Below are 22,668 nucleotides of genomic sequence, written 5' to 3'. Positions count from 1 at the left end.
ACGTTGTTATGTATCCAACTCCACTTTCATTTCCTCCACAAAAACAGCCGTTCCTCGTATTCTGACATCCAGGTCCTGTCCATTTCTGACCACACTGACATGAACTTTCCCATCTCTACCAACCTCATGCCCTTGCTCCACAACAAAATGAGCCTGATTCATCTTAGGATTTAGATACTCCAAATAATAGGCACCCATTACACCGGATGCTGTTCCCGTAACCGGATCTTCCGTAGTACCCGAAAAGGGCGAAGTAAAATGTCTGGCATGCATTAGAGCATCTGAATCACGAGTTTCCAGAGTAAAGGGATGCAGAGAAGCTTTCGGATTTTCAACTAATATCTCAGGAAATAGAGAAGAATCCGGTTTCATTTGTTGGAAAGAAGTCAGTTTGCGAATCGGTATCAATAACGTCCAGGTTCCCGTACTTCCATAGACGATGGGTGTGGATAGATCAAGATCATCCATAGTTAGATTTATGGAATTTGCCAGCTTTTCTATGTCACCTTGGAATGGCATGAAACGGGGTTGATCCTGTTTCATCTCAATGTTGATCGTATCGCCATCCTGCTGGAACTGAATCGGCAATATGCCTACATTAGTCTCAATGGTGATCGACTGCTTATCCTCCAGTAGCCCTCTAGTCTTTAACCCATACATGGATGCCATTGTTGCATGGCCACACAGATTAATCTCATGACCCGGTGTGAAATATCGTAATCTAACGTCTGCCAACTTGGATCTCATCACGAAGACCGTTTCATTAAAGCCAACTTTATGCGCAATCTGCTGCATCGCTTCCTCACAGAGCGAATCGGCATGAAAGACGACTCCAGCCGGATTTCCTTTACCAGGAACCGTCGAAAAAGCATCATAATGATACACCATGACTACACTCATTGTAGACCCACCTTATTTTCAGTTTATACGATGTGCATCGCTATATGACTCTACCACTTCACCATCGATAATAATCCCGCTACCATCTTTGCAAGCATAGATTGTTGTAGAGTTGGCACGCGCGTAATCTCGTAATGACTCCAGAGCTTCTTCCGTTCCATCCCAATGTGGTGAAAATTCAAAATCAACGAGCGCCAGAGCCTGCTTGTCCATTAATCCAACATGGTTCTCGTCTGCATCTTTACCATATCCGGCCATTTCTATCGTTGGTGTAGTTAGAATACTGCCTGCACTAACTCCAATCAGAATGCCGCCCTTGTTCACATAGGAACGCAACAATCCCATTGTATTTCTCTTCTGCAATAAACTTAGAAAATAAAATGTATTCCCTCCAGATAAATGAATCGCGTCGGTTTCAAAAATCGTATTAAATCTGTTTTCCTCGTATTCTAGGTCTAGATCATAATAATCAATTGATTTGATTCCCAGTTGATTATAGTAACGTCTCGTATGCTCGAAATATTTCCGTTCCGGGTCGGAACACGAAGGCACATAACCGATGGAAGGCTGGTCAGAGTTGAACAAGCTCAAAATTTTCTGATTTAGTTCGTGGTTAGATTTGAAATATAAATCACTTAACAAGACCAACTTGGTCATCTGAATTTCTCCCTCTTTGTTCACTAAACTCTTTTTCTAAAATGGAGAAGAAATATTGATCCGTCCATTGATTGTTCCACCAAAGTTCTTCCTTGAACACAGCTTCCCGTGTCATACCTACATTCTGCATCAGCGCAGCCGATCGGACATTCTGAGCATTGCACATACCTATCACTTTATGGGCGTGTAACCCGTTGAATGCAAATTCTAATAAAAGATTCGTAGCCTCACTTCCGTAGTCCTCCCCTACATAATTCGGAAGCAGCGCGAATCCGAGTTCCCAGCTTTTTCTATGACCTACATAGCTCCACATTTGGATAAGGCCAATTGGTTCACCTTCTGGATCTTCCAAACGACGAATAATGAAATCATAGGCATACGGCTTTTCCTCCACAGTAAAAAAATGACTACGATATTTATCGCGAACTTTCTCCGTATCCGTTTCAACGGTCTCCTCAAAACTCCATATACTCGCATCACATTCAATTTTGCTTATAAAGTCGAGGTCATGTTCTGTGACAGGTGTTATTCTTATCTTCTGTCCTGCGAACTCCATTTCAAATTATCTCCTTTGTTTGTTTAGGCCGTCGTTCCCCTAGGACTATTGCATCTGCCCATTAATATATCTTCTATGACTTGAAGATGCGTCCTGAGCCCACAATTCCAACTCGATTCTACTAACCAAAAATTGATCTTGAACCTTGATGAAAGGAAACATTTTTCCTTCAAAGAAACCCGATGCCGAGAAACTTCCTTGTTCGGCCTTAATAATGTCCATCACCTGTTCTTTAGTCATACTCAGATACTCCGCCGTTTCTTGGATCGTCATTAATGTTTTGTTATTGTTCGGCACATCCTGTTCCACTGCCTGAGCCGATTCACTAGCTCTCCCCTGATTTGATAGCAACAGGCAACCAACTATGAACGATATTCCCAAAATGACACTGGCTAGTAAAATGGAGATCGGAATGGATTTCATTGTTTGGGAGTCTCCCACTCTGTATTAAGCAAACCTCTACCAATATTCCATTGGGCAAGCAATGCTCGCTGTCTATTTTCCAAATCAAGATATGGTGCTGCAACACAGGAAAGTGTGTCGAACAGATGGATAAAATGAGGGCCCTCCTTAAAACGTCTAAGCCCGCCATACCCTTCATCATCCGCAGCCCATACGATCTTTTTGATCCCCGACATTAATATGATGCATGAACACATGGGGCAAGGTTCACAGGTGGTGTAGAGGGTCAGGTCATTCTTCGTGTATCGTTTCTTACTTACATCCAGCAAATGTTGCCCTGCCTGACGAATAGCATCGATTTCAGCATGTGCAGTGGGATCACATTCGGAGAAGACACGGTTTCTTCCTTTACTCACGACATCCCCATCCGCATCCACAATTATCGCTCCAATCGGATAGGTTCCTTCTATTAGCGCCTGATCTGCCTCTTTCAGAGCCAAAACTAAATATTCATAGTCCGATAATCTCACGAAAACTCCCCCTTAGTGTATATAATGACCTTCTATATTACAGATCTCTAATCGTGTAATGACCCGCTTCGCCTAGAAAGTCACTTCGGGTTAACCCCTGCTCTCCAAGAAAAGCTCTATAACTTGTTATCGTACCATCATGTGAAATGATAAAAGTTCTTCCGCTCTGCTCCCTGCACCATTGAATTAGCTGTCCAGCATAAACCTCAAATAGATATTCTTCCATTCGATTAATCCCATCCAACCAGCAGTCAAGTTCAAAATCAAGAATTCGCAACCCTGTATACTGAGCATTTAATTCGTCTTTCGAATAGATATGATCACAGCGCAGAACAGAGAACTCCGGATTTTGAGGGAACATTCTCGGGCCAACGAGTGGACAGACTGTCAGTTTAGCTCTTGATGTTAAGAGGGATGCCGTTTCTATCGTTCGTTTCGTAGGACTCACCAACACTATGTCTTCCGGTAACATTTTAATCTGCTTTTGCAATGCAGTCGCCTGCCTCTTTCCTTGTTCAGTAAGTCCCGGATGCAACTGGTTTAGCTGATGAGGATAATGAAGCAAATGTTCAGCATGACCATGACGAATAAATGTGATATCCACAAACTCCTCCTATTTCTGAACGTAATGCTTAAGGCTCCCATAATTTTAACTGCTTCCAGGTTACTTTGCCGACCAGCCCGAAGATAATCCCTCCACAAATCCATTAACAAACGATGGAATAAAAAGTACAATCAACAAAATTAAACTCCCTATACCCCATCTAATCCATGTTTTGCGTTTGCTCCTTACACCTATGATGAACAATATAGCGGTAATGACGATTAGTGTTGCCTCGAGAAATAACATGAAAATAAACCTCCATTATGTATTGTATTACCGCACGAAGAAATCTCGTACTTGTACTTTAGTATCTCAAAGTGAAATTTTCAGAATCTTCTCCAGTTCCTCCTGGCAAGCAGCGCGGTTATATTCTGAATTGTCCAGCCAGTGCTTGTCCATCTTCAGTAACTGATAAATCTCGGTTTCCAACTCTTTTCTTGCCTGAAGAACTTTCACCGTGCCTTCAACACCATGATATCCTTTCGCGAGTCCCCATCCTTGATTTGTGTAATATTGTACGAATCCAGCTGACCATTCCTTGGGTCTTTCCTGGATCGCCTTGTCAAAGGTATGTGCAAGATCCTCCTGATGAATATAGATTAGGAGCGGATTCAATGGTTGAACGATGCGCTCCAATTCCAGAACATATTGCACGTTTTCTTCTCTGGATTGATTGGTTTTCACCATACCTATGGTCAGTGGATTTTGAATGAAACAACATTCAAATATGGTGATGGAATCATCATCCGCACTTATCACGCTTTCGGTAAAACTCCGCCATTTTTCGGTGATCAGCTTCAAATTTTGTTCAAAAGGCAGTTCATAAATATCTTTGTTAAATATCTCCTGCACCACATAATCAGGGAAATCCACTCCGAATTCCTCTTTCATTTTGCGATACGGAATCAGGAAACCATCCTGATAGGCTGTAGCTTTGCTCTCCAATATATGTTTATATGCCTCGTGAGCATCCACCAAAGACCTGAACTCTTCCGCAGAATAAAAGGCCACACCATCATAATCAGCAGGGTGATCCAGATTCCCTTCCTGGATGAGTTGTACCCTTTTGCCTTGCTCAGTCAGAATCTCGGAAACCATCTTGGCAATCGTCGACTTTCCTGAACCCGGTAATCCCTCAATAAGTATCAATTGTTTTGTCATGATTTCATCACCCTTTACTTCATTTCCTTCAGTTGTTGTTAATCGATGTCTGCAAAAATCCACTTCGCAGCATCGCCATCCGCTTTCTTCTTCCAAAACACCATGCTAGGGCCGAACTCTTCCCCGTTCTCTCTTAATTCAGTAACCATCACAAGTGCCTCATAGAGCTTCTTTTGCTCTCGAATCTTGATCTTGCTCATAGAGATCACCTTGCGAACTTTTGAAACTGGCATGCCTGAGACTGGCGATTGTGGATCAAAAAGGCTCATATAGCCCTCCTCATCCTCTTCCCATATATAACGCATGCGCAAGTTCATCAGTTTGACGATTTCCAGTTCATCACCTTTATACTTCGTTTCATCAAGATAGACAGGAGGAATGCCTTTGTCTTCTTTGGGTGCTTCTGCTTCATCGTCCTTCTGCTCGATTTCTTCATCAGTAACGCTTTCCGTCACTGGAATCGTTGGTTTCTGCACAGCTTCATGGGTTGTTTTATCCTGACAGGCGATTAAGAATAGAAATAGTAACGACAACACGGTTAACTTTTTCATATCCAAGCCTCCAACATATGCACAACTTCGCCAAGATCTTTGCACTCATAATCCGGTGTAATCTGTTGCGGTTTGAGTTTTCCTTTTCGATTCAACCAGATAGCCTTAATTCCCGCATTTTGCGCTCCTTGTACATCACTGACCAGAGAATCGCCTATATGGATCACCTCATCTCGCTGCAAACCATACCTGTTGATCGCTTCATCAAACATCTCTGACCTTGGTTTATAAGAACGAACATCCTCACTGGTAATTACTCCGGCCACTTCAATGTTATGTGCCTTCATTGCAGCTTTCACGTCATCCGTATCGATATTGGACAGGATATATACTGGAATTTTAAGAGAATGAAGGAAGGGAATTGAATCAGCAAATATGCCAGGGTTACGCCAATGTGCCAACTGTTCCTGATTAAGCGACTCAGCTTGTAGCTCCGATTTGAAATGGAGAAGCGTTTCTGCCAGAGATTGCACATTCAGCATTCTTTGCGTGGTAAACTGGCTGCCGTGGCTTGCATAAAACAATGTAGAAAAAGCCTTCCACCAGTAAGCACCGATCTCATCCGTTGTACATTCCACCTGCGCTGTCGCTTGAACTTGTTTATAAATTACGGGTAGAATATCATCATCTTCATGAACAACTGTCCCATAAAAATCAAGGAAAATAGCTTTCATTCTATTCCTCCTACTGGAATAATCTCAATCCCCAAAAAACTTCCTATGTATGTTAAATTTTCTCTGTAGGTACATCATAACCCATAATGTGGAATTTGCGAATGAACCAAATAACGTAATCCTCCCCCTCCTTACGGATTTTGCTCAACACAAAAACCACGATGCTCTGCATGTTTTCATCATACAAAGAAGCGTGGTATGTATAACCCCTTTCCAACATCTGAACAGCAACCAACTATCTTTTAAAAAACATGTTCATTACACCAGTGGCTTTAATGTTGATCTCATTACCCTCAGCATTCATAAAAGTCTCATTATACGTAGTAAAGATTCCCACATGCTGTATATGCCCGCTTCTGAAATTAAGACTTTTTTCCTGGCCGTTCGTGATCTGTGTATACGTCGTTCCTTCATTAACATCGTAGGAGACATGTATACCATACTCGCTTTCCAGCCAAGTATAAAAATCACTTCTGGTTGGATTGGTAATAATCATAATGACAACTAAAGTGACAAGACCCATAACTACTGGTAATTTACGGATCCTGTTCGGTTCATGACCAAATCTATTCTTCATCTTGTTCATTCCGCATCTTCGTTATCATCTCAACCTTTTTAGCCAATACCCAGCCACTTAATCCATATGATGATGTAATGACCAAGTACAGATATTCCCCCTCGATCAACTTGGTTTCCAGTTCTTCATCAGTTTCATACATGATAGGCCAGCCCTGACCTTTCCCTTTCTCCAACAAATCGCGATTGTAACTAATAAAACAATCCAAACCAACTTCGTCAATATCGAAGATAATGCTGCCTTGCAACGGTGTATCAAACGAATGTGCCAATACATCCGAGAAAAGGATATCCGTATCTTCAGACAAATCAGAGTGATACGAACGGGTACGCATCCTAATGCGTTCATACTCCAAATCGACTTCGTAACCTAATATGATATTATCGTGCACACTTGGCATTGTATGACTCCTTTCAATGTTCCATTTTAACTCGTTGGTTGCTCTGCTTATGATCTGTTAAGCAACTGCTCGTCAAACCATACATCCTCATAATCTTCTGCAATCACAAACCGCCATCCCGTCGCAAGTCCGAGGTACTTCTTAATTTTGGGGTCCCAGTCATCGATGTGCGTGACATGTAATGGGACAAAAAAGTCATCTGCCTCCGAGTATTCATCCGCCCAAATATACCATCCTGTTGTATCTCCCACGGGCTGAATACGCATGCCGTGGATCGGTTCCAACTTCTCTTTGACGTTCCAGGCGATTCCGATCTTATGGTGTAGTTCGCTCGGTACATAGTCGGCATTATATTTCTGACACATCTGCATCTGTTCCTGGATGGAATCAGCATTTGTCATCATTGATCATCTCATTTCTCACATGTTGGATGTGACTAAGGTTGTTCATAATATTGTTTATAGTAAGAGACACATTCCTCCTTGGAAAAATCAACAAAATCATATAACTCACACTGTCTAAGATAGTTCAACTGCTCTCCCGTTGAGTCCTCGAGATTCTGTTCCAGATAAATCACTGTCTTCTCATAACCGGCACCACACAGAAGCTGCACATCAATATAACTGCCCGTATCCTGATTCTTGCGTTTTGCCTGCCAGATCAGCCCAGTGTCCTCTACATTTCCGATGCAGAATAACATAATACATAAGGTTTTGAGATACTCATGATCCACTGCTTCTTGATTCTCGATTTCCTGCTGCAACAACTCTCTGATTTGCTGCCTGTGTCTGGTATCGGGATCTAAACCGTACAACTCCAAAACCTCTTCTTCGTTCATTTCAGTACCCCTTGCTTACTTCAGAATATTGTTTAATTCTTCCGCTTTTTTCCTGCTATCCATTCTAGCATAGAAATAGAATTGAATTATGTGAAGTACTTGTTATGTTAGAAGAATTTCGAATTAACACAGCATAGTTTCGCCTTCATAATCATGAAAAAAAGAACTACTCCATGAAGAGTAGCTCTCCTATTGACCTATTCCCACACCTGCTGCTAAAGATCAAATCATCGATCCGTTATCAGCCATGTCTTTGCCTCTTCAGGATCAGCATAAAATGATACAGATTGCCCCATCCCCAGGCTCTTCAATCTTCTTTTCAATTTCCAACGATCCATCCCTGATAGTCCTACAAATGAGAGCTTATCCACATGATCTTTGAAATTATTTATGTTGCAGATTAACTGTTCCAAGACTTCTTTGGTAATCTTCGTCTCATACATATCCACCCAAACCTTGAGTTTTTTATTGATCCCTAAGATGAAAGCCTCTTCTTGTCTCATCACATCGAAAAGCTTATTTTGGTCCTTATGCTTGCTGCCATATTTCAGACAATGGATTTCTCCACCTTTATAATAATAAGGAAAAATAGATCCACCTGGAGATTTCATGAAATGATCACTCCTTATATTTTGAGATTACTTTAGGCGTTGATCTCCGTAATCTCCAGATACATCTCCTGATTTTGCCGAATTATTTCATTCATGTGTAAAATTGCTTCCTGAGCCGCGGCTCGATATTTAACGTATAGTTCTTCCGTTCTTTGCAGCAGAATCGGATCTTTCTCCAAATCCGTGGGCAAGACCTCACGCCACGTGTCTCCATCATTATTTTTATCTGTAATCAAACGCTCGATGTCGTCCAGCAGAGTTACCATTCCATCTTGGTTAAAATAGCGCATCCCGTTCTTAATTCCATTCCAGCTCTTCATGTCGATAATGTTGTACGCCGAAAACCAATAAAACTCCGCCAAGCTCTTCGTATGGTTATGATAGGAATAGAACAAGAATATCGCTTGTTGTCCTTCATGTAATTGCCGATATACCTCTACCTTTGCTGCAACATCTTTACCACGAACGGAGATCAACATCGGTTGGACACACAGCCAACTAAGCTGCTCAGAACCCAAATCTTCTGGTTTGACATTAACTTTCAATAACATGCTCCTCTCTACTTGCGATGATTGTACATTCGAACTTCACTAATCATATGTTAAGGATTCTTTGGTGTTTCTACTGCCGGATCACTCTCTCCACCCATTCTACGTCTGGACGTTTCTTTCCTGCCTGTCGCTGGAACATGGTTAGACACTTTAGCCAATCCGAATTTGGGCATATTCGCATAGATGGTCTCATATGAACCGGATTGAGCTTTGTACGTTTCATGATATATGCCCACGCTTCCATCCGATCCAACGGATTGGTTAAAACGTTTCCAAGCCTCCAAGTGCAGGCCACCGCGTGCGTATTTCTCCAATTCATCATAAGATCTCCAATATTGCAGCAGAGTCACTCCACGCCAGCTCATAAAAAATTCTGTCCCCAGAAGCCCGGTATCTGGGTTCATGTACAATTCTTTGATCATTGGGCCCATGGATTTAAAAACAGGTAACCACTTATGTATGGCCCACAGGCGATTAACTCTCATTCCAATAATAAAAACAACAAACTCGCCATCGATCTCAGCCGAATATCTTCCCTTGTGTATGTTCGCCACATTACTCCTCCTTTTTATCAAATAAGCCGTCTTGTCTGCCGTAATTCATCCCCCTACACCATTCTATATTGCAAAATCAGTTGAAGACCATTGATGCCATTTTCCGTTCTCCCATATTCAGAAAACCTGCTTTTAGATACAGCCTTTGTGCTGCAATATTCCCCTCATTCACAGCTAAAATAATTTCATCGACCTTCGGATCAAGCTGCTTAACCAGTGTAGGCAGTTCCCTCATGGCAGTGAGTGCATACCCGTTCCCCTGATGTTCCAACGTAATGGATAATGCACGTACCAGTATTGTACGGGAAGTATCTCTTTCCTCTACGTATTCAGAATTTTTATGTAATATGAAGAAACCAACTGGAGTCTCATCATTTAAAATCACTACCGGATATTTGTTCGGATTTTGCCATGCCTCCTCAATCACTTCCGCAGGCATTGCAGTAAACTGAACCTGTTCATCACTTAATGAAAAATTAGCCAAGTCTTGAGCGTACTTCTGATTATATAGGGCGAGGCTAATCCGTTTTTTCATTTAGAACACCTCTCCTTTCCTTGTTAAAGTCTTCTAGTGAATCAGATGGTATAACCATGCCCATCATCAAGCTTCTTTCTTTGCCATTAACACTCTTATGATACTTGTCGCGTTGTCGAATTTCATCCGATTATTTTTCTGGCGGCAGTCCCATCCTTGTTCTAATGCATGTTGAATGAGATTAGAAATCAGCTTGGGCTCATAGACAAATATATCCCACGTATCTTCCCAAGGGACAACAAACTCCACGAATGTAGATTTATAAGTATTCGAAAATATACGGATTATAATGTCTTGTGCTTGCTCGTCTACAACGTACAGGAACGAAACATCTTTTATCACCATTTTACGGACTTTTTTCTTGTATACCTTCATGAATATCACTCCCTTGCTCAAGCAATGCAGCATAAATCTTCAAACACATCCCACTTTGTAAACAACTGTCTAAGTCTTTGGGACGTTGTTTGTATAAACTCTTCTATAGCTTCCATAGATAAAATGTTCAAATCATCTAAGGGCTCATGTTCAAGGTTATTCAAAAAGTCTACTTTTTCTTTTCTATACTGGTACACCTCTTGCTCCAGCAATCCACCTAAATCAAAAGCTTTACCCGCTTCCAGCTTATTCAACAAATCATGGCCATCAGACCCTTTTCTCAAAATCATAAATTCCAGCTTCGTAACATCCTCCGTATAAATACTTCGTCCACTCGGATGAACTTCATATGCAGGATAAATCTCGAAAGTCCATACACGATCCGTATATACATGAGCAATGTAACCGCACAAATATTGCATGAATTTAGGGTCACTATCCGCAACTTTCTTGTTGGAATTGAAAAATGCCCTGAGCTCTTCGTCTGTTGCGAACCGTGCTGTCTCTGGCATGAGATGAGTTTTTGACTTTTCGACTCTTTCATTCGTTCTCACATGAATGGAGTCAGGGGCAAGACTTCCCACTATTAATTCAGGGGTTGGATCAGATAATAATTCCGATGCGATTGCAAAATGAACCATGGGCCAAGGCATAATAAATGCTCCTATCTCTATTAAAATGGGGGATTTACATTACAAAGAATTGCAGATGATACATCCAAAACATGATAAATACACCGAATGCTGATTACACATTGGATAGCCCTCTGGGATCGTTGGCACCTCGTCACCTTCATAAGGTGTTATCCATTCAAGGTAATTTTGAGAATTTACATGTTTTTGCTCAAAACTTTCAATCATTTGATAGAAATGCTGAAATGTGATGTTGCTCCATTGCACACTGGGCTCATAATTCAACACAGCCCATCCCGTTTTATGTAGCGCCCCTTTGATTGTCTTTAACAAGAATTGTTTCATAGGATAAAAATCTTCTTCTGTCCATGGCATTTCATCCATATCAAACCCAACGTTCCCACGGCCTACACAATTTTGGTCGTGTTGCGCAAGCCAAATGATAAATTCTTTTTCTCGATCAACTGTTGCAGTCTGCGACCCACTTAGAACTAAAAGCTCGAAAAAAATTTGAGTGGAGGTGTTTGTCATTCTTAATGATTCTACAGAATTTTCAATCGACTCAGGCACTGAAAACTGGTTCATAGGCTTCTCCTTTACTTTTTCATATGCCAAGGATGATGGGTTACTACTGCAACTTAAATGTATGACTTGAGTGATTCATCTTTCAGCTAAATGTAAGATTATGAAAAGCGTTTGTCATATAAAATATGAGCAAACCAATTTTTGAGTATCTTCAGCATCTTCAATTGAGGAATATGCTAGCTTGGATGCAATCACACGTATTTAAATGATCAAATACCAAAATGCAAAATGCATTTCCCATTTACCTCAGCATCTTTTGCCATATTCGCAAGCTTATTTAATTCGTTTATCAATTCAACTCTGTTATACATGAGTTTCTCGTAATAGCCCCTCTGTTCATTTCCATCAAAACAATAATCTCCTGTAAGCTTCATCTGATCAGGAGCAAGGTTGAATACATCAATCCATGCGCGAATTAGTTGATGAAACTTCAACAAAGTATCTTTTTCTTCAATAACCGTTATTCCATAGTTGTTCAGTCCACTACATCTTTTACAGGTAGATGGGTTCCATGTATTCAGCCAGTTAAGAGAATCTTGAATGTATGAAATAAACTCATCTTCCAAGTAAGCATGTTCCTCTGCCATTAGTCTGCTTTTATGTATACCGCCATGAGTATCCCATGAGTAGGAGGTGTAGATAGATTCATTTATTTCCGACTTATTTTCAATAACAAAATGGTGCATCGAAATATTTCCGTCCCCTTCCTATGAAATAACTCATGTTTTCTCACCAGTGAACTCTTTTCAATCATCATAACCCATGTATTGGTAAATGCGAAGTTATTATATAAGCTCAGAATGATCTACTTTCAACTCCTTTTGGGCTAGACAGAACACAAAAAAGATCCTCTCAGACTCCCAAAGTAGGGAGGAGACAGAACCTTCTTGAACATGGAATGAGTTAGATTGAAATAGTGACTAATCCGTTCTTGCACGTACAAAGGTTTGAGACAGAATCCGATGGCTACCAGCGATGTTTTCAATTTCAATGCTATACTCCGACTCTACATATTCAATGTGATGTTGTTCATAGTATTTTTTCCATAATGAAACAGCCGATCGGTTATTAGCCAGTTGCTCCACTTTGAATCTGCCCTGAAATTGTGCAAACACCAGATCAACCGCCTGAGCCGCTAATCCTTGTCCACGATACTTTTTGACCAGAAACAGCTCTTGTACCGTATAATCGACATCATCATCTACATAAGGAGGAGAGCAAACCAGCACAAATCCGATTACCTTTCCATCATATTGGATAAAAAACGGATGTAATTCCGCCCGTTCGAGATAGAGATAGGTATTCGTTGGATCGAATTTCCCCTCTTTTAGCAAATCCTCACCCGAGAATTCGGAAAGATCATATAGATAAAGGTTGTACAAGTTTAAAAATAATTCTTTCTTTTCTGCCAAAATACTCGTGATTTGTACATTCATGTCATTACACCTCACTTTATTAATAAACCACAATTCCCCATCTTTAGTTGCATATCACGCCCCTGCTTACCACTTAAATGTATCGCTTCAACTCCAGTAAATATAGGTAAAGTTTAATTTAAACGATGAAGAATCCTTCCCATCATAAAAGGATATGTTTAACCAAAAACGGACACGACATCGTCGCGTCCATGAGTAATCTCACTTAATGGATTAGATAATTAACTACAGGATAAGAAATCACGTTCCGGTCTCTATAGGTTGAAATCACCGCTTCGGAATGCGTACTTAGAATCCCATTTTGCAACATGACCGGTCTAAATCCTCGCTCCATTGCGCCATTATAGGTAAACAAAACACATTCTTCGGCGGCAAATCCCGAAATGATCAACAGCTCAACACCGTGACTCTTCAGAATCTGCTCCAAGTCTGTCTGCCAGAATGCATTGGAACTCTCCTTCGTCACTGTCAGATCCTTCTCAGTCACATCAACCTCAGAAATAATACGATACGCCTCAGAATTTGAATTCTCCATCCCTTCCACGTCTTGTACATGAACTACCACATGACCGCTCGAACGAAGCACGTCTGCAACATGATTGATATATTCACAAGCGCGGTCTATAGCTTTTTGATCTAACTTATCTCGTACAATACTCTCTTGCATATCCACGATCAGTAAACCTATTTTCATATCATCTCTCCTCTTACTTTCTTTCTCAGCATCATGATCTGTCCAATATGATACGCATTATGAATACACAGATTGGATATGACATTCCACCATGGGGCATTGAAGTACGATGGGATGGTCATCCCTAATTTTGCATCATCACATTCCTCTACAGCCTGTATCCAGCGACTAAATGTTGCACCAACGTGTGCAATGCTTTTCTGCCAATCTTCTTCACTTACCAGGGATGGGTTAATAATGAACGTCTCATCATTATCTATGCTATTGTCCATAACCACTTCACCCTTAATGAACCGATCCAACCAAGTTTCATTCCAGAAAGTCAGATGATTCACCAACCTCCAGATGGATTGCCCCTCATCATTCAGCGATAAGGCCTGCGTAGCGGTTACATCACGTAACATCTCATCCAGCGGGACAAACCAGCTCTTGTCATGATGACAGGCAGCGAGTTGGTCCAACAGCACCAATTTGATACTCATGTTCGGCTCCTGTCTCCTTTCAAAATAAAAACAATTAGTCCTTGAACAACTCATTCAGCATCCGGTTGCGATTTTCCAGGAAACTGCGGGTGATCTGATAATGTTCTGTATCTTCATACTCTACGTCCTGAATACCACCATCGTCAAAACTCAAAATGCATGCACCCGGATAACCCAATAGAATCGGCGAATGCGTCGCGATAATAAATTGGGAAGTGCCTGATAGATCATGAAGAATACGCAATAAGGAGAGTTGACGGGCTGGCGATAAGGCGGCTTCGGGCTCATCGAGCAGATAAATGCCTTTGGAATTGAACCGGTTCACGAACAGATTGAGAAAAGACTCCCCGTGGGATTGTTCATGCAACGAACGCCCACCATAATACTTGAGCGACTCCGGCCCCAATTCATCTACATGCGATGCAAATTGATAAAAGGACTCCGAGCGCATGAAGAAACCATTCGTGATTTTGGGCAACCAGGATAGACGCAAATAGTCACCTAATGATGATTCAGCAGCATCAATCTCAAATGCATTATTTTTCCCGCCCCCTGCTGTGTTAAATCCACATTGATGAGCGATACCTTCGAGCAGTGTGGACTTACCCGATCCATTCTCACCAACAAAGAAAGTAATGTTATTGTTGAATTCCAATCGCTCCAGAGACTGTATGGACGGTATGTGAAACGGATATTGATCCGGATTCTCGACTTTAGCAGACAGTAACTCCACACTTCGAAGATACATAGACACACTCCTATTTTATAAAGTTCGACTCCTGCTGGTTTCAGTCCTGTTTATTGATCCACGGATGGATGATTTCTTTGCGGGTGATGATCTCAATGGTCCTGATAAAAAACCAGGTGAACCCGGCATAAAAACCGATATGCGGATATCGGAATGCCGCCGGTTTGTTGCCTTCGAAATAGAAGTGCCCAATCCAGGAAAGGGCGTAATGGATAAGTGCCAGAACCAGCATGACTTTAAAATTAATAAACAAGAAAATCCAAGCCGCAAACGCCGATAAAAATGCGAAATAATGCAAGATGAGGTTGTTCCGATCCTGATGTTCCTGAAGATAATAACGCAAATCTTTGCGAACACGATTCAACATCCGGTCACACTCATTTCACCCTAAAATGTGATCATGGCTCCTTTTTCATCAAATACGGCGGTTGGATTCCAAGTGACTTCCCAGCAGTTATTCTCCGGGTCCAGGAAATAAGCGATTCTCCCGCCCCAGGCAGCGTCATATGGCTCTCTGATTACATTGCCTCCGGCAGCGCGGATATTCACAATGGTATCGTCAACGTCTTCCGCTTGATCCACATTGATGGCCAGCAGCGTTCCTTTCAACCCATCAGATGCACTGAATATCATCCCCGTATCTTTCTCCAGCTCCTGAATGGGATATAACGATAGCAATACACCTGTTGTTTCAAAAACACTGTATTGATCTGAACTGATTGCGGTCTCACTCCACCCAAGCTTCTGATAGAACGAACGCAGCTCAGGCAAATTCATTGCACCAATGGTGACCAGACTCACTCGTTGTGGAACCATAAATTATTCCTCCCATATCTTTTTAACATGAATTCGGAGTGTGGATGAGTTCTCCCGTTCCTGCCATACCTTATACGAAGGACGACCTTGATAGTGGGGATTGAGGCCGTTCGTCACGTGCTTTCGTCCGGGAATCGCTTGATTTCTTTGACCATCTGATAGCCTGGATCGGATTGAAAAGCGCCCATATGCAGAAAGCGGGTGTGCCCGAGAAGCGCGCAGTCCGTCAGATAATCCATGAGCATCGAAGCCGAATAGACGCAGTTACTTCCCCGCATCAGTCTTTCATGGCGAAGGTAGCTTTTCATTTACACATTCCCTATATTAAACGACGAACAGACGGATGACAAAATTATGGTTGACGGCGGCAGATCAGCTTCTATATTATGTAGGAAGAACGTTCTGCATAAAAACATAAAATGAATTGGCGTGTTACCACCCCAGAGGGCATGAGCCAAGAAGCGAACATGAGACTATACTCGCTTCTTGGCTCTTTTTGCGTTCCGGAGACCTGGAAGCGTTAACTTTAGAAACGAGGAGGCGGTGAACCGTGAGTAAAGGAATGATGCTGCAGGTGGAGCGGGTCGTCGGCAGCAATATTGTTCTGGCCCGGTCGCACCAGAATACCAAGGAGTACGTACTGATCGGCAAAGGGTTGGGATTTGCGTTCAAGGTGGAAAGCACCATTCAGTCCGATGATCCGCGGATTGAGAAAAGGTTCCGGCTGGAGGACCGGGAGGAGTGGGGGCAGGCGCAGGAGTTGATGAAGGACTTGGACCCCAATGTCATCGACATCTCTGATCAGATTATCCGTCTCATCGCTGATCAGTTTCCTGGCAAGCTGAATGACAAGATCTACCTTGCTCTTCCAAGTCATATTCAGTTCACCTTATATCGTATCCGCAACGGGATGGAGATTCTGAATCCTTTCCTCACGGAGACAAAGCTCAGTTTTCCGAAAGAATTCGAAATCGCCTCGGAAGCGGCGGCCATGATCGGAGAGGCATTTGGCGTAGAGGTACCGGAGGATGAGGCCGGGTTCCTGACATACCATGTGTACTCCTCCGTGAATCACGTCCCTGTCGGACAGTTGGTTAAGGTATCCAATGTGATCAGCAAGCTTCAGTCCATTATTGAAGAGCAGGGTGGCGTTCGCTTTGAGCAGGGCAGCCTTAGCCAGGCAAGACTCCTGATACACCTGCGCTTCTCCATGGAACGCCTGTATCAGCAGCCGATGACGGCCCCCACCTTCGCACAATATGTGAAAAATGAATATCCGTCCGAATACCAGCTGGCCAGAAAGCTAAGTGCTGTAATGGCCGAGGATTTGGGTACAGAGGTACCCGAGGAAGAAACGGCTTTTCTCGCCATGCATTTATACCGGCTTTTTCAAACCCAAGCCAAAACCAACAACAGAGAGGATAACACACAATGATCTGGAAATGGAAAAACAATAAATCTGCCAAAACATCTGAGACAATATCCGTCGTCTCCCCACTCACCGGAACCTGCGTCAGTTTGGAAGAAGTGCCTGACGAAGCGTTCGCGCAAGGACTAATGGGTCCAGGAGTTGCAGTGATTCCCCAGGAGGGCAGGCTGGTCGCACCTATCGACGGCACTGTGGTGCACCTGATTAAATCGCATCATGCCGTAATGATTGAGCATGCTTCTGGGCTACAGCTGCTGCTGCATATCGGTATGAATACTGTCAGTCTGAAAGGACAGGGCTTCACACCCCAAGTGCAGACCGGGGATCAGGTCGCTGTCGGTCAGACCCTGATCGAATTTGACCTGAATGCTATCGTTTCGGCTGGTTATCCGGTCATCACCCCTGTCATCGTTGCGAATGCGGCAGAACAGCCGTGGGAGTCACACCCGACGTATGGCAACGTAGAAGCGGGCTTGGGAACTATCATGAAAGTCAGCTTGCCCAAATAACATGAATCTAAAAAAGAAAGGAAGAACAATATGCTGAAAGCATTGCAAAAGCTAGGGAAATCCCTGATGCTTCCTGTAGCAACCCTGCCTGCAGCAGGTATTCTTCAAGGCTTGGGTCTTCTTAATTATGAAAAGGACATTCCGCTTGGACCCGTGATAGGGGGATTTCTCAATCAGTATGTAGTTCCATTCATGAATGAGGGAGCGGGGGCGATCTTTGGCAACCTTGCGCTCATCTTCGCCATCGGGGTGGCAATCGGACTGGCGGGGGATGCGGTCGCCGCTCTTTCCGCCCTGATCGCTTATATGGTGCTGACGCGGATTCTGGGAGCCGTTCCAGGTGTATTCGGCTATATTCCTGACGATGTCAAGCTGGATATGGGCGTATTGGGTGGGATATTTGCCGGACTGCTTGCAGCCTATATGTATAAAAAATACCATAATATCAAGCTTCCTGACTGGCTCGGCTTCTTCTCCGGCAAACGCTTTGTGCCGATGGTCACCGCCGGCTCCATGCTGGTATTGGCCATCCTGTTCGGCATGGTCTGGAGCCCGATTCAGGATGCCATCGGCGCTTTCGGCGCTTGGATTGTAGGCTTTGAAGGCGTTGGCTCCATGGTGTTCATGATCGCCAACCGCCTGCTCATCCCGCTCGGTCTGCATCATGTCCTCAACTCCATCGCTTGGTTCCAGATCGGAGATTATACCAATGCAGCCGGGGAAGTCGTGCACGGGGACCTGACCCGCTTCTTCAACGGAGACCCTACGGCAGGCATGTTCATGTCTGGCTTCTTCCCGATTATGATGTTCGCTCTTCCGGCGGCGGCGCTTGCCTTGATTCATACAGCCCGGCCTGAAAAGCGGAAAATGGTCGCTTCGATCTTTATCGGCGCAGCGGTGGCTTCGTTCTTAACGGGTATTACCGAGCCGCTCGAGTTCTCCTTCATGTTCGCGGCGCCTCTGCTGTATGTGGTGCACGCTATTCTTACCGGTGTAGCGGCCCTGATCATGTACCTGCTGGATGTTAAGCTGGGCTTCGCCTTCTCCGCAGGTCTGATTGATTACCTCGTGAACATGAAGCTATCGACCAATCCGCTGCTCATGATTCCAGTCGGACTCGCATTTGCGGTCGTCTATTATTTCCTGTTCCGGTTCATGATTCTCAAGTTCAACCTGAAAACGCCGGGGCGCGAGGATGACGCTTATGATGCCGATGGCCCCACTGATGCTTCCGCCGTGGCAGCGGCGTCTGGCGACACCAAGGCTGGCAAAGTGCTCGCCGAGATCGGTGGAACAGATAATATCGAGAGCATCGATGCCTGCATCACTCGCCTCCGTCTTGTTGTTAAAGACGACAAAGCCGTCAACGACCAGGCGCTCAAACAGCTTGGCGCTTCCGGCATCATGAGGCTTGGTGGCGGAGCTGTGCAGGTCATCTTCGGCACCCAGTCCGAAATTCTGAAGGATGAGATTAAGAAACTGATGTAACGCTCGTCCTCCTTGAGTTCAAAAGGTCGAGAACAGGGGTATGCTTTACCCTGTTCTCGACCTTTTTTATTACCAAGAAGCGCATGATATTCTTTTGAGTGGCCGTGTCTTCTTGTGGTCTATGAGTTTTAATATACAAAGTTAATATACAAATCTGCGCTGCGCCCAATAGCTGAACACAAAGATCGATACCTCTGTTAACAGCTTGGCTGCAATCAGCGGGATAATCAATTTTTCATTGTAGAAGTACAACAATCCGTAATTTAATAACAGCACCAGAATGACCAATGAGAAGTATTTCGGTAAAGACTGACGGACTCTGGACGTTTTTCCAGCTGAAAATACATATTTCCGATTGATCGTATAGTTGAAGATGGAGCTGCACAGTCTCGCTGCAACGACCGATAGGAACAGATTATGCGTGAAGTACTGGATCACGAACAGTAAGCCAAAATCGATCAAGGCCGATAACACCGAAGACGTACTGAACATCAGAATCGGCATATAAATGCGGAATGAATCTACCAATGGGCGAAAATGAGAAGATTTGTTATGATCCAGATAGACCGTATCAATAAACTCCTCTGTAATCTCATACCCTTCTTTATGTGCTGTTAGCAGCATGTTCATTTCGTATTCAAATCGTTCCCCCGGTATCTGGCACAGCCAGTCCAGCATCGAGTACGGAAAACCTCGCAGGCCTGTCTGTGTATCGTATACTTTCGTACCTGTCGTGAGAGAAAAGACACCTCGTGTGACCGTGTTGCCAAAACGACTACGCGCTGGAATGGTTCCACTGAACCGACGGCTCCCCAGTACAATCCCCGGGTTCGTTTGCTCCAATAGTACATCAAAGATGCGTTTGATATCATGCGGTAGATGCTGTCCGTCACTGTCTGCGCACACAATACCGCCCTGTGGGCCATGTTCCTTAATATATTGAAATCCTGTCTTGAGTGCACGTCCCTTGCCCAGATTAACTGTATGTGTCAGGACTGTACACCCATAGGCTTCTGCCGTCTCGAAAATCCCCCTGTAACCTGGTCCGCTACCATCATCTACAATGACAATGGGTCCTAACTGAAACGTCTGCAACTGCAACACGAGATTCAATAAACGAACATCCGGTTCGTATGATGGAATTAATATAGTCATGATCATTGTCCCTCTTTCAGATAAAGGATGTCACTTACGCCGCGTTCCTGGTTTCTCCCCAGCGGATTATTAACAACCCGACCCATGAAATACATTGTGGATGAACCGCCGCCGTCCAGATTGTAGGCTTCCGTTGCTCCAAGACCTTTCATGACATCGGCAAGCTCTGCCAGCGTCATGCCACGGCTGTCATCCTGCCGGCCGTCAACCACAACAAATACATAATGATTCGGGGCGATCATGCCGATTGCAGTTCTCGGATTGGCAGCCTGGATCGACCGGTTGCCAAAGTTGTTATCGATTTTCACACTGCTGAAGTCACTTACAATCTCACCGTCCTGAATCAGAATTGGTCCAAAAGATAGCGTATTGGTCGCACCTTCAGCCAGCAATTCCGATGAGGATACTTCCGTCTCGTTATATGTCTTCATCGTGCCATCACTGAACAATGCCATCGCATCACGCACCGGATCATCCCGATATACCGTACCATTGCGGATAATTACGCCATCATCACGGAAGCCGTAATAGTCACCATTGATAGCAAAGATGGCATTGTTGGCCAATGCTATCTCTGAAGTGTTTTCGGTAATATTCGTGCCAAAGCTGTTATCTGCCAGAGCCGAGCGCAGGCTGCTCGCATCTGTCAGCTGTACATCTGCGACGTAATACGTAATCTGATCTGAGCCGGACCCCGTCTGCACCTTGTCGATTTTGACCTGCATATCATCGCTGGAATAGTTCCAGTCATCTGACGTTGCATTTACTTCAGTGGTCGGGGTTGAAGTATCATTGGAGGTGCTGGTTGCTGATGATGTATTGTCATCCGCTACAACAACCTGTACATGCCGGATTAAGTAGCGATCTGCCAGACTGTATATCACGGTACCAATTCCCAGAACAATAACAAGGGTGATTATCAGCCATTTGCGCCTTGGTTTTGCATTTTTATATGGGTCTTTCTCGTTGGTTTTTGGATAGATCTTCATCATGTGAAGCTCACCTCTTCTTCTAAGTTCTTAAGGCTCATCATAGGCGGGCTAGCTTAAATGAATCTGAAACAGGCTGAACGCAAAAAAAGAAGGTCATCCTTTCCCCCGAGAGGAAATCAGACAACCTTCCATATAAGTGATAATGATGGATCTCAATCTATATATGTACCCTAAATAGGGACAAGTACGATGCTAAACAACTTTCTATAAACGGGACTGTTCACCAGCAAAAAGAGCATCGTATGCAGGGCAGGGCTGCTTTTCTAGATAATCCATTAACGCTTGTGGCTGCTTGGTATAAATATCCTTCAAAGACGTACCCTCGTAGATATTGCCGATCACGACTGGGTGGCATAACTCACAGATGAGAATATCCCCATTACCGTGTAAATGCAGCTGCTTCGTCCCATCCACACAATTGGAGAAATACACACCCGGTTGTTCTCGTAACCCCAATTGCTCCGCGAAACGATCCATACAGGTAAAATATAATGTCGTATCTTCTTTCTTGTGCTTGATCAGATCATTTACGGACTGGATGAGGGACTCCTTGGAGGCAATCTTGCTCCATTTACTGTGTGGCATCACGATGCTGTTCTGAATCTCATGGATGCGCACACCCAGTTCATAGACTTTATCGCTAATAGCTTGCATGTTCGCTTGGGTTCCTTCGAATAACAGCGTTTCAAGCACAGTTTCCAGCCCCGCTTCAGTACAAAGATGAATGTTATGCTCCAATCGCTCATACATGCGCGGATGTACACGGTAATAGGCTGCATAAGCCTCCCGGTCTGTATAGTTAAAAGATATATGAATATTGGACAAGCCTGCATCCCGCAAAGCATGAATTCGTTCTTCCGTTAGCAGGCTGGCATTGGTATTTAATTGCGTGTCGATGCCATGTTCCCCACAATACGTCACAATCTCCAGGCAATCCTGATATTTCAGAGTCACCTCTCCCCCGGACAAACGCACCCGCTTGAGCCGCGGAAGCTCACGGATGATTCGGATAACCTCCTGACCGCTGATGCATTGCCCATCGTCCCGATTGTAGGCGCAGCAATAGTCGCATTTGTAATTGCAATTGGAGGTCACGCCGACCTCCAGTCCTTCCAGTTCATATACGCCGGGTGTTTCAAGCTCAAGTGATTTATATCTGTTTTTCGTTGTCAATTTAATGTACCTCCCGATTCCTTATCCATGTTTTTTCAACTTGGAGATTATAG

At 43.7% G+C, this 22,668-nt stretch carries 34 protein-coding genes and 1 pseudogene; 3 read left to right on the top strand and 32 right to left on the bottom strand.

What is annotated here, in order from left to right; all coding sequences use genetic code 11:
* Nucleotides 1-6: 6 nt before the first annotated feature.
* The 29 genes and pseudogenes from G3352_RS05925 to G3352_RS30835 all read right to left on the bottom strand — a co-directional run.
* Nucleotides 7-900 carry a PhzF family phenazine biosynthesis protein gene (locus tag G3352_RS05925; RefSeq protein ID WP_163754926.1) on the bottom strand — a complete coding sequence of 298 codons (894 nt, stop codon included), beginning with the start codon at nucleotides 898-900 and terminating at the stop codon, nucleotides 7-9.
* Between the two features lie 18 nt (nucleotides 901-918).
* The gene (locus G3352_RS05920; RefSeq protein WP_163754923.1) at nucleotides 919-1,557 is read right to left on the bottom strand and encodes a Type 1 glutamine amidotransferase-like domain-containing protein; all 639 of its coding nucleotides are present in this window, start codon (nucleotides 1,555-1,557) and stop codon (nucleotides 919-921) included.
* Nucleotides 1,532-2,113 (bottom strand): GNAT family N-acetyltransferase, encoded by a 582-nt coding sequence (locus tag G3352_RS05915; protein ID WP_163754921.1) that lies wholly within the window; start codon nucleotides 2,111-2,113, stop codon nucleotides 1,532-1,534. Before G3352_RS05915 ends, G3352_RS05920 begins: the two co-directional genes overlap by 26 nt.
* A 45-nt stretch (nucleotides 2,114-2,158) precedes the next feature.
* Nucleotides 2,159-2,536, bottom strand: a complete 378-nt coding sequence (locus tag G3352_RS05910; RefSeq protein ID WP_062320427.1) for a MerR family transcriptional regulator — start codon at nucleotides 2,534-2,536, stop codon at nucleotides 2,159-2,161.
* Nucleotides 2,533-3,045, bottom strand: coding sequence for a deaminase (locus G3352_RS05905; RefSeq protein WP_163754919.1), 513 nt, complete (start codon nucleotides 3,043-3,045; stop codon nucleotides 2,533-2,535). The genes G3352_RS05910 and G3352_RS05905 overlap by 4 nt, the downstream gene beginning before the upstream one ends.
* Before the next feature lie 37 nt (nucleotides 3,046-3,082).
* Nucleotides 3,083-3,649 (bottom strand): histidine phosphatase family protein, encoded by a 567-nt coding sequence (locus G3352_RS05900; RefSeq protein WP_163754917.1) that lies wholly within the window; start codon nucleotides 3,647-3,649, stop codon nucleotides 3,083-3,085.
* Between the two features lie 60 nt (nucleotides 3,650-3,709).
* Complete coding sequence (locus G3352_RS05895; RefSeq protein WP_076290031.1) at nucleotides 3,710-3,895, bottom strand: hypothetical protein; 186 nt, start codon at nucleotides 3,893-3,895, stop codon at nucleotides 3,710-3,712.
* 66 nt (nucleotides 3,896-3,961) lie between these two features.
* Nucleotides 3,962-4,810 (bottom strand): adenylyl-sulfate kinase, encoded by an 849-nt coding sequence (locus tag G3352_RS05890; protein WP_163754915.1) that lies wholly within the window; start codon nucleotides 4,808-4,810, stop codon nucleotides 3,962-3,964.
* A 38-nt stretch (nucleotides 4,811-4,848) separates the two neighbouring features.
* Nucleotides 4,849-5,361 (bottom strand): hypothetical protein, encoded by a 513-nt coding sequence (locus tag G3352_RS05885; protein WP_163754913.1) that lies wholly within the window; start codon nucleotides 5,359-5,361, stop codon nucleotides 4,849-4,851.
* Nucleotides 5,358-6,035: an HAD family hydrolase gene (locus G3352_RS05880; protein ID WP_076290034.1), complete on the bottom strand. Its 678-nt coding sequence runs from the start codon at nucleotides 6,033-6,035 to the stop codon at nucleotides 5,358-5,360. Before G3352_RS05880 ends, G3352_RS05885 begins: the two co-directional genes overlap by 4 nt.
* A 235-nt stretch (nucleotides 6,036-6,270) precedes the next feature.
* Nucleotides 6,271-6,621 (bottom strand): hypothetical protein, encoded by a 351-nt coding sequence (locus G3352_RS05875; RefSeq protein ID WP_163754911.1) that lies wholly within the window; start codon nucleotides 6,619-6,621, stop codon nucleotides 6,271-6,273.
* Nucleotides 6,602-7,012 carry a hypothetical protein gene (locus tag G3352_RS05870; protein WP_163754907.1) on the bottom strand — a complete coding sequence of 137 codons (411 nt, stop codon included), beginning with the start codon at nucleotides 7,010-7,012 and terminating at the stop codon, nucleotides 6,602-6,604. Before G3352_RS05870 ends, G3352_RS05875 begins: the two co-directional genes overlap by 20 nt.
* A 47-nt stretch (nucleotides 7,013-7,059) precedes the next feature.
* Nucleotides 7,060-7,416 (bottom strand): immunity protein Imm33 domain-containing protein, encoded by a 357-nt coding sequence (locus G3352_RS05865; protein WP_240342956.1) that lies wholly within the window; start codon nucleotides 7,414-7,416, stop codon nucleotides 7,060-7,062.
* A 32-nt stretch (nucleotides 7,417-7,448) separates the two neighbouring features.
* Complete coding sequence (locus G3352_RS05860; protein ID WP_163754903.1) at nucleotides 7,449-7,850, bottom strand: hypothetical protein; 402 nt, start codon at nucleotides 7,848-7,850, stop codon at nucleotides 7,449-7,451.
* Between the two features lie 227 nt (nucleotides 7,851-8,077).
* A complete protein-coding gene (locus G3352_RS05855; RefSeq protein ID WP_163754901.1) occupies nucleotides 8,078-8,461 on the bottom strand; it encodes a hypothetical protein in 384 nt (127 codons plus the stop codon).
* 32 nt (nucleotides 8,462-8,493) lie between these two features.
* Nucleotides 8,494-9,006 (bottom strand): hypothetical protein, encoded by a 513-nt coding sequence (locus G3352_RS05850; protein ID WP_205524727.1) that lies wholly within the window; start codon nucleotides 9,004-9,006, stop codon nucleotides 8,494-8,496.
* A 56-nt stretch (nucleotides 9,007-9,062) separates the two neighbouring features.
* On the bottom strand, nucleotides 9,063-9,566 hold the full coding sequence (locus G3352_RS05845) for a monooxygenase family protein (protein ID WP_163754896.1): 504 nt from the start codon (nucleotides 9,564-9,566) through the stop codon (nucleotides 9,063-9,065).
* A gap of 76 nt (nucleotides 9,567-9,642) precedes the next feature.
* A complete protein-coding gene (locus G3352_RS05840; protein WP_163754894.1) occupies nucleotides 9,643-10,101 on the bottom strand; it encodes a GNAT family N-acetyltransferase in 459 nt (152 codons plus the stop codon).
* Between the two features lie 66 nt (nucleotides 10,102-10,167).
* A complete protein-coding gene (locus tag G3352_RS05835; RefSeq protein WP_163754892.1) occupies nucleotides 10,168-10,476 on the bottom strand; it encodes a hypothetical protein in 309 nt (102 codons plus the stop codon).
* A gap of 17 nt (nucleotides 10,477-10,493) precedes the next feature.
* Nucleotides 10,494-11,117 carry a hypothetical protein gene (locus G3352_RS05830; RefSeq protein WP_163754890.1) on the bottom strand — a complete coding sequence of 208 codons (624 nt, stop codon included), beginning with the start codon at nucleotides 11,115-11,117 and terminating at the stop codon, nucleotides 10,494-10,496.
* Between the two features lie 51 nt (nucleotides 11,118-11,168).
* On the bottom strand, nucleotides 11,169-11,693 hold the full coding sequence (locus G3352_RS05825) for a hypothetical protein (RefSeq protein ID WP_163754888.1): 525 nt from the start codon (nucleotides 11,691-11,693) through the stop codon (nucleotides 11,169-11,171).
* Between the two features lie 209 nt (nucleotides 11,694-11,902).
* Nucleotides 11,903-12,280, bottom strand: coding sequence for a hypothetical protein (locus G3352_RS05820; RefSeq protein ID WP_205524725.1), 378 nt, complete (start codon nucleotides 12,278-12,280; stop codon nucleotides 11,903-11,905).
* A gap of 333 nt (nucleotides 12,281-12,613) precedes the next feature.
* On the bottom strand, nucleotides 12,614-13,129 hold the full coding sequence (locus tag G3352_RS05815) for a GNAT family N-acetyltransferase (protein WP_163754883.1): 516 nt from the start codon (nucleotides 13,127-13,129) through the stop codon (nucleotides 12,614-12,616).
* A 205-nt stretch (nucleotides 13,130-13,334) separates the two neighbouring features.
* The gene (locus tag G3352_RS05810) at nucleotides 13,335-13,823 is read right to left on the bottom strand and encodes a cysteine hydrolase family protein (protein WP_163754881.1); all 489 of its coding nucleotides are present in this window, start codon (nucleotides 13,821-13,823) and stop codon (nucleotides 13,335-13,337) included.
* Entirely contained in the window at nucleotides 13,820-14,305 is a 486-nt protein-coding gene (locus tag G3352_RS05805) for a DinB family protein (protein ID WP_163754879.1), read from the bottom strand. Before G3352_RS05805 ends, G3352_RS05810 begins: the two co-directional genes overlap by 4 nt.
* A 34-nt stretch (nucleotides 14,306-14,339) precedes the next feature.
* Nucleotides 14,340-15,053, bottom strand: coding sequence for an AAA family ATPase (locus tag G3352_RS05800; protein WP_163754877.1), 714 nt, complete (start codon nucleotides 15,051-15,053; stop codon nucleotides 14,340-14,342).
* A gap of 40 nt (nucleotides 15,054-15,093) precedes the next feature.
* The gene (locus G3352_RS05795) at nucleotides 15,094-15,420 is read right to left on the bottom strand and encodes a DUF962 domain-containing protein (RefSeq protein ID WP_063564077.1); all 327 of its coding nucleotides are present in this window, start codon (nucleotides 15,418-15,420) and stop codon (nucleotides 15,094-15,096) included.
* Nucleotides 15,421-15,440: 20 nt separating this feature from the next.
* Nucleotides 15,441-15,869, bottom strand: a complete 429-nt coding sequence (locus G3352_RS05790) for a VOC family protein (RefSeq protein ID WP_163754875.1) — start codon at nucleotides 15,867-15,869, stop codon at nucleotides 15,441-15,443.
* Between the two features lie 116 nt (nucleotides 15,870-15,985).
* Nucleotides 15,986-16,141 (bottom strand): annotated as a pseudogene (locus G3352_RS30835) (IS1380 family transposase); the annotation flags it as partial.
* Nucleotides 16,142-16,419: 278 nt separating this feature from the next.
* Here G3352_RS30835 and G3352_RS05785 point away from each other — a divergent pair.
* The 3 genes from G3352_RS05785 to G3352_RS05775 are packed head-to-tail and all read left to right on the top strand — an operon-like array spanning nucleotide 16,420 to nucleotide 19,295.
* The gene (locus G3352_RS05785) at nucleotides 16,420-17,304 is read left to right on the top strand and encodes a PRD domain-containing protein (protein WP_244552152.1); all 885 of its coding nucleotides are present in this window, start codon (nucleotides 16,420-16,422) and stop codon (nucleotides 17,302-17,304) included.
* The gene (locus G3352_RS05780) at nucleotides 17,301-17,807 is read left to right on the top strand and encodes a PTS sugar transporter subunit IIA (protein ID WP_063564075.1); all 507 of its coding nucleotides are present in this window, start codon (nucleotides 17,301-17,303) and stop codon (nucleotides 17,805-17,807) included. Before G3352_RS05785 ends, G3352_RS05780 begins: the two co-directional genes overlap by 4 nt.
* Before the next feature lie 30 nt (nucleotides 17,808-17,837).
* Nucleotides 17,838-19,295 carry a PTS transporter subunit EIIC gene (locus tag G3352_RS05775; RefSeq protein WP_090808442.1) on the top strand — a complete coding sequence of 486 codons (1,458 nt, stop codon included), beginning with the start codon at nucleotides 17,838-17,840 and terminating at the stop codon, nucleotides 19,293-19,295.
* Nucleotides 19,296-19,436: 141 nt separating this feature from the next.
* Here the strand turns inward: G3352_RS05775 and G3352_RS05770 are convergent, their stop codons facing one another.
* The 3 genes from G3352_RS05770 to G3352_RS05760 all read right to left on the bottom strand — a co-directional run bounded on the left by G3352_RS05770 (nucleotide 19,437) and on the right by G3352_RS05760 (nucleotide 22,615).
* Nucleotides 19,437-20,450 carry a bifunctional glycosyltransferase family 2/GtrA family protein gene (locus G3352_RS05770; protein WP_099855051.1) on the bottom strand — a complete coding sequence of 338 codons (1,014 nt, stop codon included), beginning with the start codon at nucleotides 20,448-20,450 and terminating at the stop codon, nucleotides 19,437-19,439.
* Nucleotides 20,451-20,452: 2 nt separating this feature from the next.
* Nucleotides 20,453-21,442, bottom strand: a complete 990-nt coding sequence (locus G3352_RS05765) for a phosphodiester glycosidase family protein (RefSeq protein WP_163754874.1) — start codon at nucleotides 21,440-21,442, stop codon at nucleotides 20,453-20,455.
* A gap of 204 nt (nucleotides 21,443-21,646) precedes the next feature.
* Nucleotides 21,647-22,615: a radical SAM protein gene (locus tag G3352_RS05760; RefSeq protein WP_163754873.1), complete on the bottom strand. Its 969-nt coding sequence runs from the start codon at nucleotides 22,613-22,615 to the stop codon at nucleotides 21,647-21,649.
* Nucleotides 22,616-22,668: the final 53 nt, after the last annotated feature.

Source organism: Paenibacillus sp. ALJ109b, from assembly GCF_010747435.1.
In the GTDB taxonomy this organism is placed as follows: Bacteria; Bacillota; Bacilli; order Paenibacillales; family Paenibacillaceae; genus Paenibacillus; species Paenibacillus taichungensis.
This window is presented reverse-complemented; position numbering and strand designations above follow the sequence as displayed.

What these genes read in the sequence shown, in the direction of transcription:
- G3352_RS05880 (WP_076290034.1), bottom strand. Translation starts at nt 6,035, where the DNA reads ATGAAAGCTATTTTCCTTGATTTTTATGGGACAGTTGTTCATGAAGAT.
- G3352_RS05790 (WP_163754875.1), bottom strand. Translation starts at nt 15,869, where the DNA reads ATGGTTCCACAACGAGTGAGTCTGGTCACCATTGGTGCAATGAATTTG.
- G3352_RS05825 (WP_163754888.1), bottom strand. Translation starts at nt 11,693, where the DNA reads ATGAACCAGTTTTCAGTGCCTGAGTCGATTGAAAATTCTGTAGAATCA.
- G3352_RS05875 (WP_163754911.1), bottom strand. Translation starts at nt 6,621, where the DNA reads ATGAACAAGATGAAGAATAGATTTGGTCATGAACCGAACAGGATCCGT.
- G3352_RS05860 (WP_163754903.1), bottom strand. Translation starts at nt 7,850, where the DNA reads ATGAACGAAGAAGAGGTTTTGGAGTTGTACGGTTTAGATCCCGATACC.
- G3352_RS05820 (WP_205524725.1), bottom strand. Translation starts at nt 12,280, where the DNA reads ATGGCAGAGGAACATGCTTACTTGGAAGATGAGTTTATTTCATACATT.
- G3352_RS05895 (WP_076290031.1), bottom strand. Translation starts at nt 3,895, where the DNA reads ATGTTATTTCTCGAGGCAACACTAATCGTCATTACCGCTATATTGTTC.
- G3352_RS05840 (WP_163754894.1), bottom strand. Translation starts at nt 10,101, where the DNA reads ATGAAAAAACGGATTAGCCTCGCCCTATATAATCAGAAGTACGCTCAA.
- G3352_RS05775 (WP_090808442.1), top strand. Translation starts at nt 17,838, where the DNA reads ATGCTGAAAGCATTGCAAAAGCTAGGGAAATCCCTGATGCTTCCTGTA.
- G3352_RS05800 (WP_163754877.1), bottom strand. Translation starts at nt 15,053, where the DNA reads ATGTATCTTCGAAGTGTGGAGTTACTGTCTGCTAAAGTCGAGAATCCG.
- G3352_RS05830 (WP_163754890.1), bottom strand. Translation starts at nt 11,117, where the DNA reads ATGGTTCATTTTGCAATCGCATCGGAATTATTATCTGATCCAACCCCT.
- G3352_RS05855 (WP_163754901.1), bottom strand. Translation starts at nt 8,461, where the DNA reads ATGAAATCTCCAGGTGGATCTATTTTTCCTTATTATTATAAAGGTGGA.
- G3352_RS05925 (WP_163754926.1), bottom strand. Translation starts at nt 900, where the DNA reads ATGAGTGTAGTCATGGTGTATCATTATGATGCTTTTTCGACGGTTCCT.
- G3352_RS05885 (WP_163754913.1), bottom strand. Translation starts at nt 5,361, where the DNA reads ATGAAAAAGTTAACCGTGTTGTCGTTACTATTTCTATTCTTAATCGCC.
- G3352_RS05890 (WP_163754915.1), bottom strand. Translation starts at nt 4,810, where the DNA reads ATGACAAAACAATTGATACTTATTGAGGGATTACCGGGTTCAGGAAAG.
- G3352_RS05805 (WP_163754879.1), bottom strand. Translation starts at nt 14,305, where the DNA reads ATGAGTATCAAATTGGTGCTGTTGGACCAACTCGCTGCCTGTCATCAT.
- G3352_RS05910 (WP_062320427.1), bottom strand. Translation starts at nt 2,536, where the DNA reads ATGAAATCCATTCCGATCTCCATTTTACTAGCCAGTGTCATTTTGGGA.
- G3352_RS05870 (WP_163754907.1), bottom strand. Translation starts at nt 7,012, where the DNA reads ATGCCAAGTGTGCACGATAATATCATATTAGGTTACGAAGTCGATTTG.
- G3352_RS05810 (WP_163754881.1), bottom strand. Translation starts at nt 13,823, where the DNA reads ATGAAAATAGGTTTACTGATCGTGGATATGCAAGAGAGTATTGTACGA.
- G3352_RS05865 (WP_240342956.1), bottom strand. Translation starts at nt 7,416, where the DNA reads ATGATGACAAATGCTGATTCCATCCAGGAACAGATGCAGATGTGTCAG.
- G3352_RS05835 (WP_163754892.1), bottom strand. Translation starts at nt 10,476, where the DNA reads ATGAAGGTATACAAGAAAAAAGTCCGTAAAATGGTGATAAAAGATGTT.
- G3352_RS05795 (WP_063564077.1), bottom strand. Translation starts at nt 15,420, where the DNA reads ATGTTGAATCGTGTTCGCAAAGATTTGCGTTATTATCTTCAGGAACAT.
- G3352_RS05780 (WP_063564075.1), top strand. Translation starts at nt 17,301, where the DNA reads ATGATCTGGAAATGGAAAAACAATAAATCTGCCAAAACATCTGAGACA.
- G3352_RS05765 (WP_163754874.1), bottom strand. Translation starts at nt 21,442, where the DNA reads ATGATGAAGATCTATCCAAAAACCAACGAGAAAGACCCATATAAAAAT.
- G3352_RS05770 (WP_099855051.1), bottom strand. Translation starts at nt 20,450, where the DNA reads ATGACTATATTAATTCCATCATACGAACCGGATGTTCGTTTATTGAAT.
- G3352_RS05920 (WP_163754923.1), bottom strand. Translation starts at nt 1,557, where the DNA reads ATGACCAAGTTGGTCTTGTTAAGTGATTTATATTTCAAATCTAACCAC.
- G3352_RS05915 (WP_163754921.1), bottom strand. Translation starts at nt 2,113, where the DNA reads ATGGAGTTCGCAGGACAGAAGATAAGAATAACACCTGTCACAGAACAT.
- G3352_RS05815 (WP_163754883.1), bottom strand. Translation starts at nt 13,129, where the DNA reads ATGAATGTACAAATCACGAGTATTTTGGCAGAAAAGAAAGAATTATTT.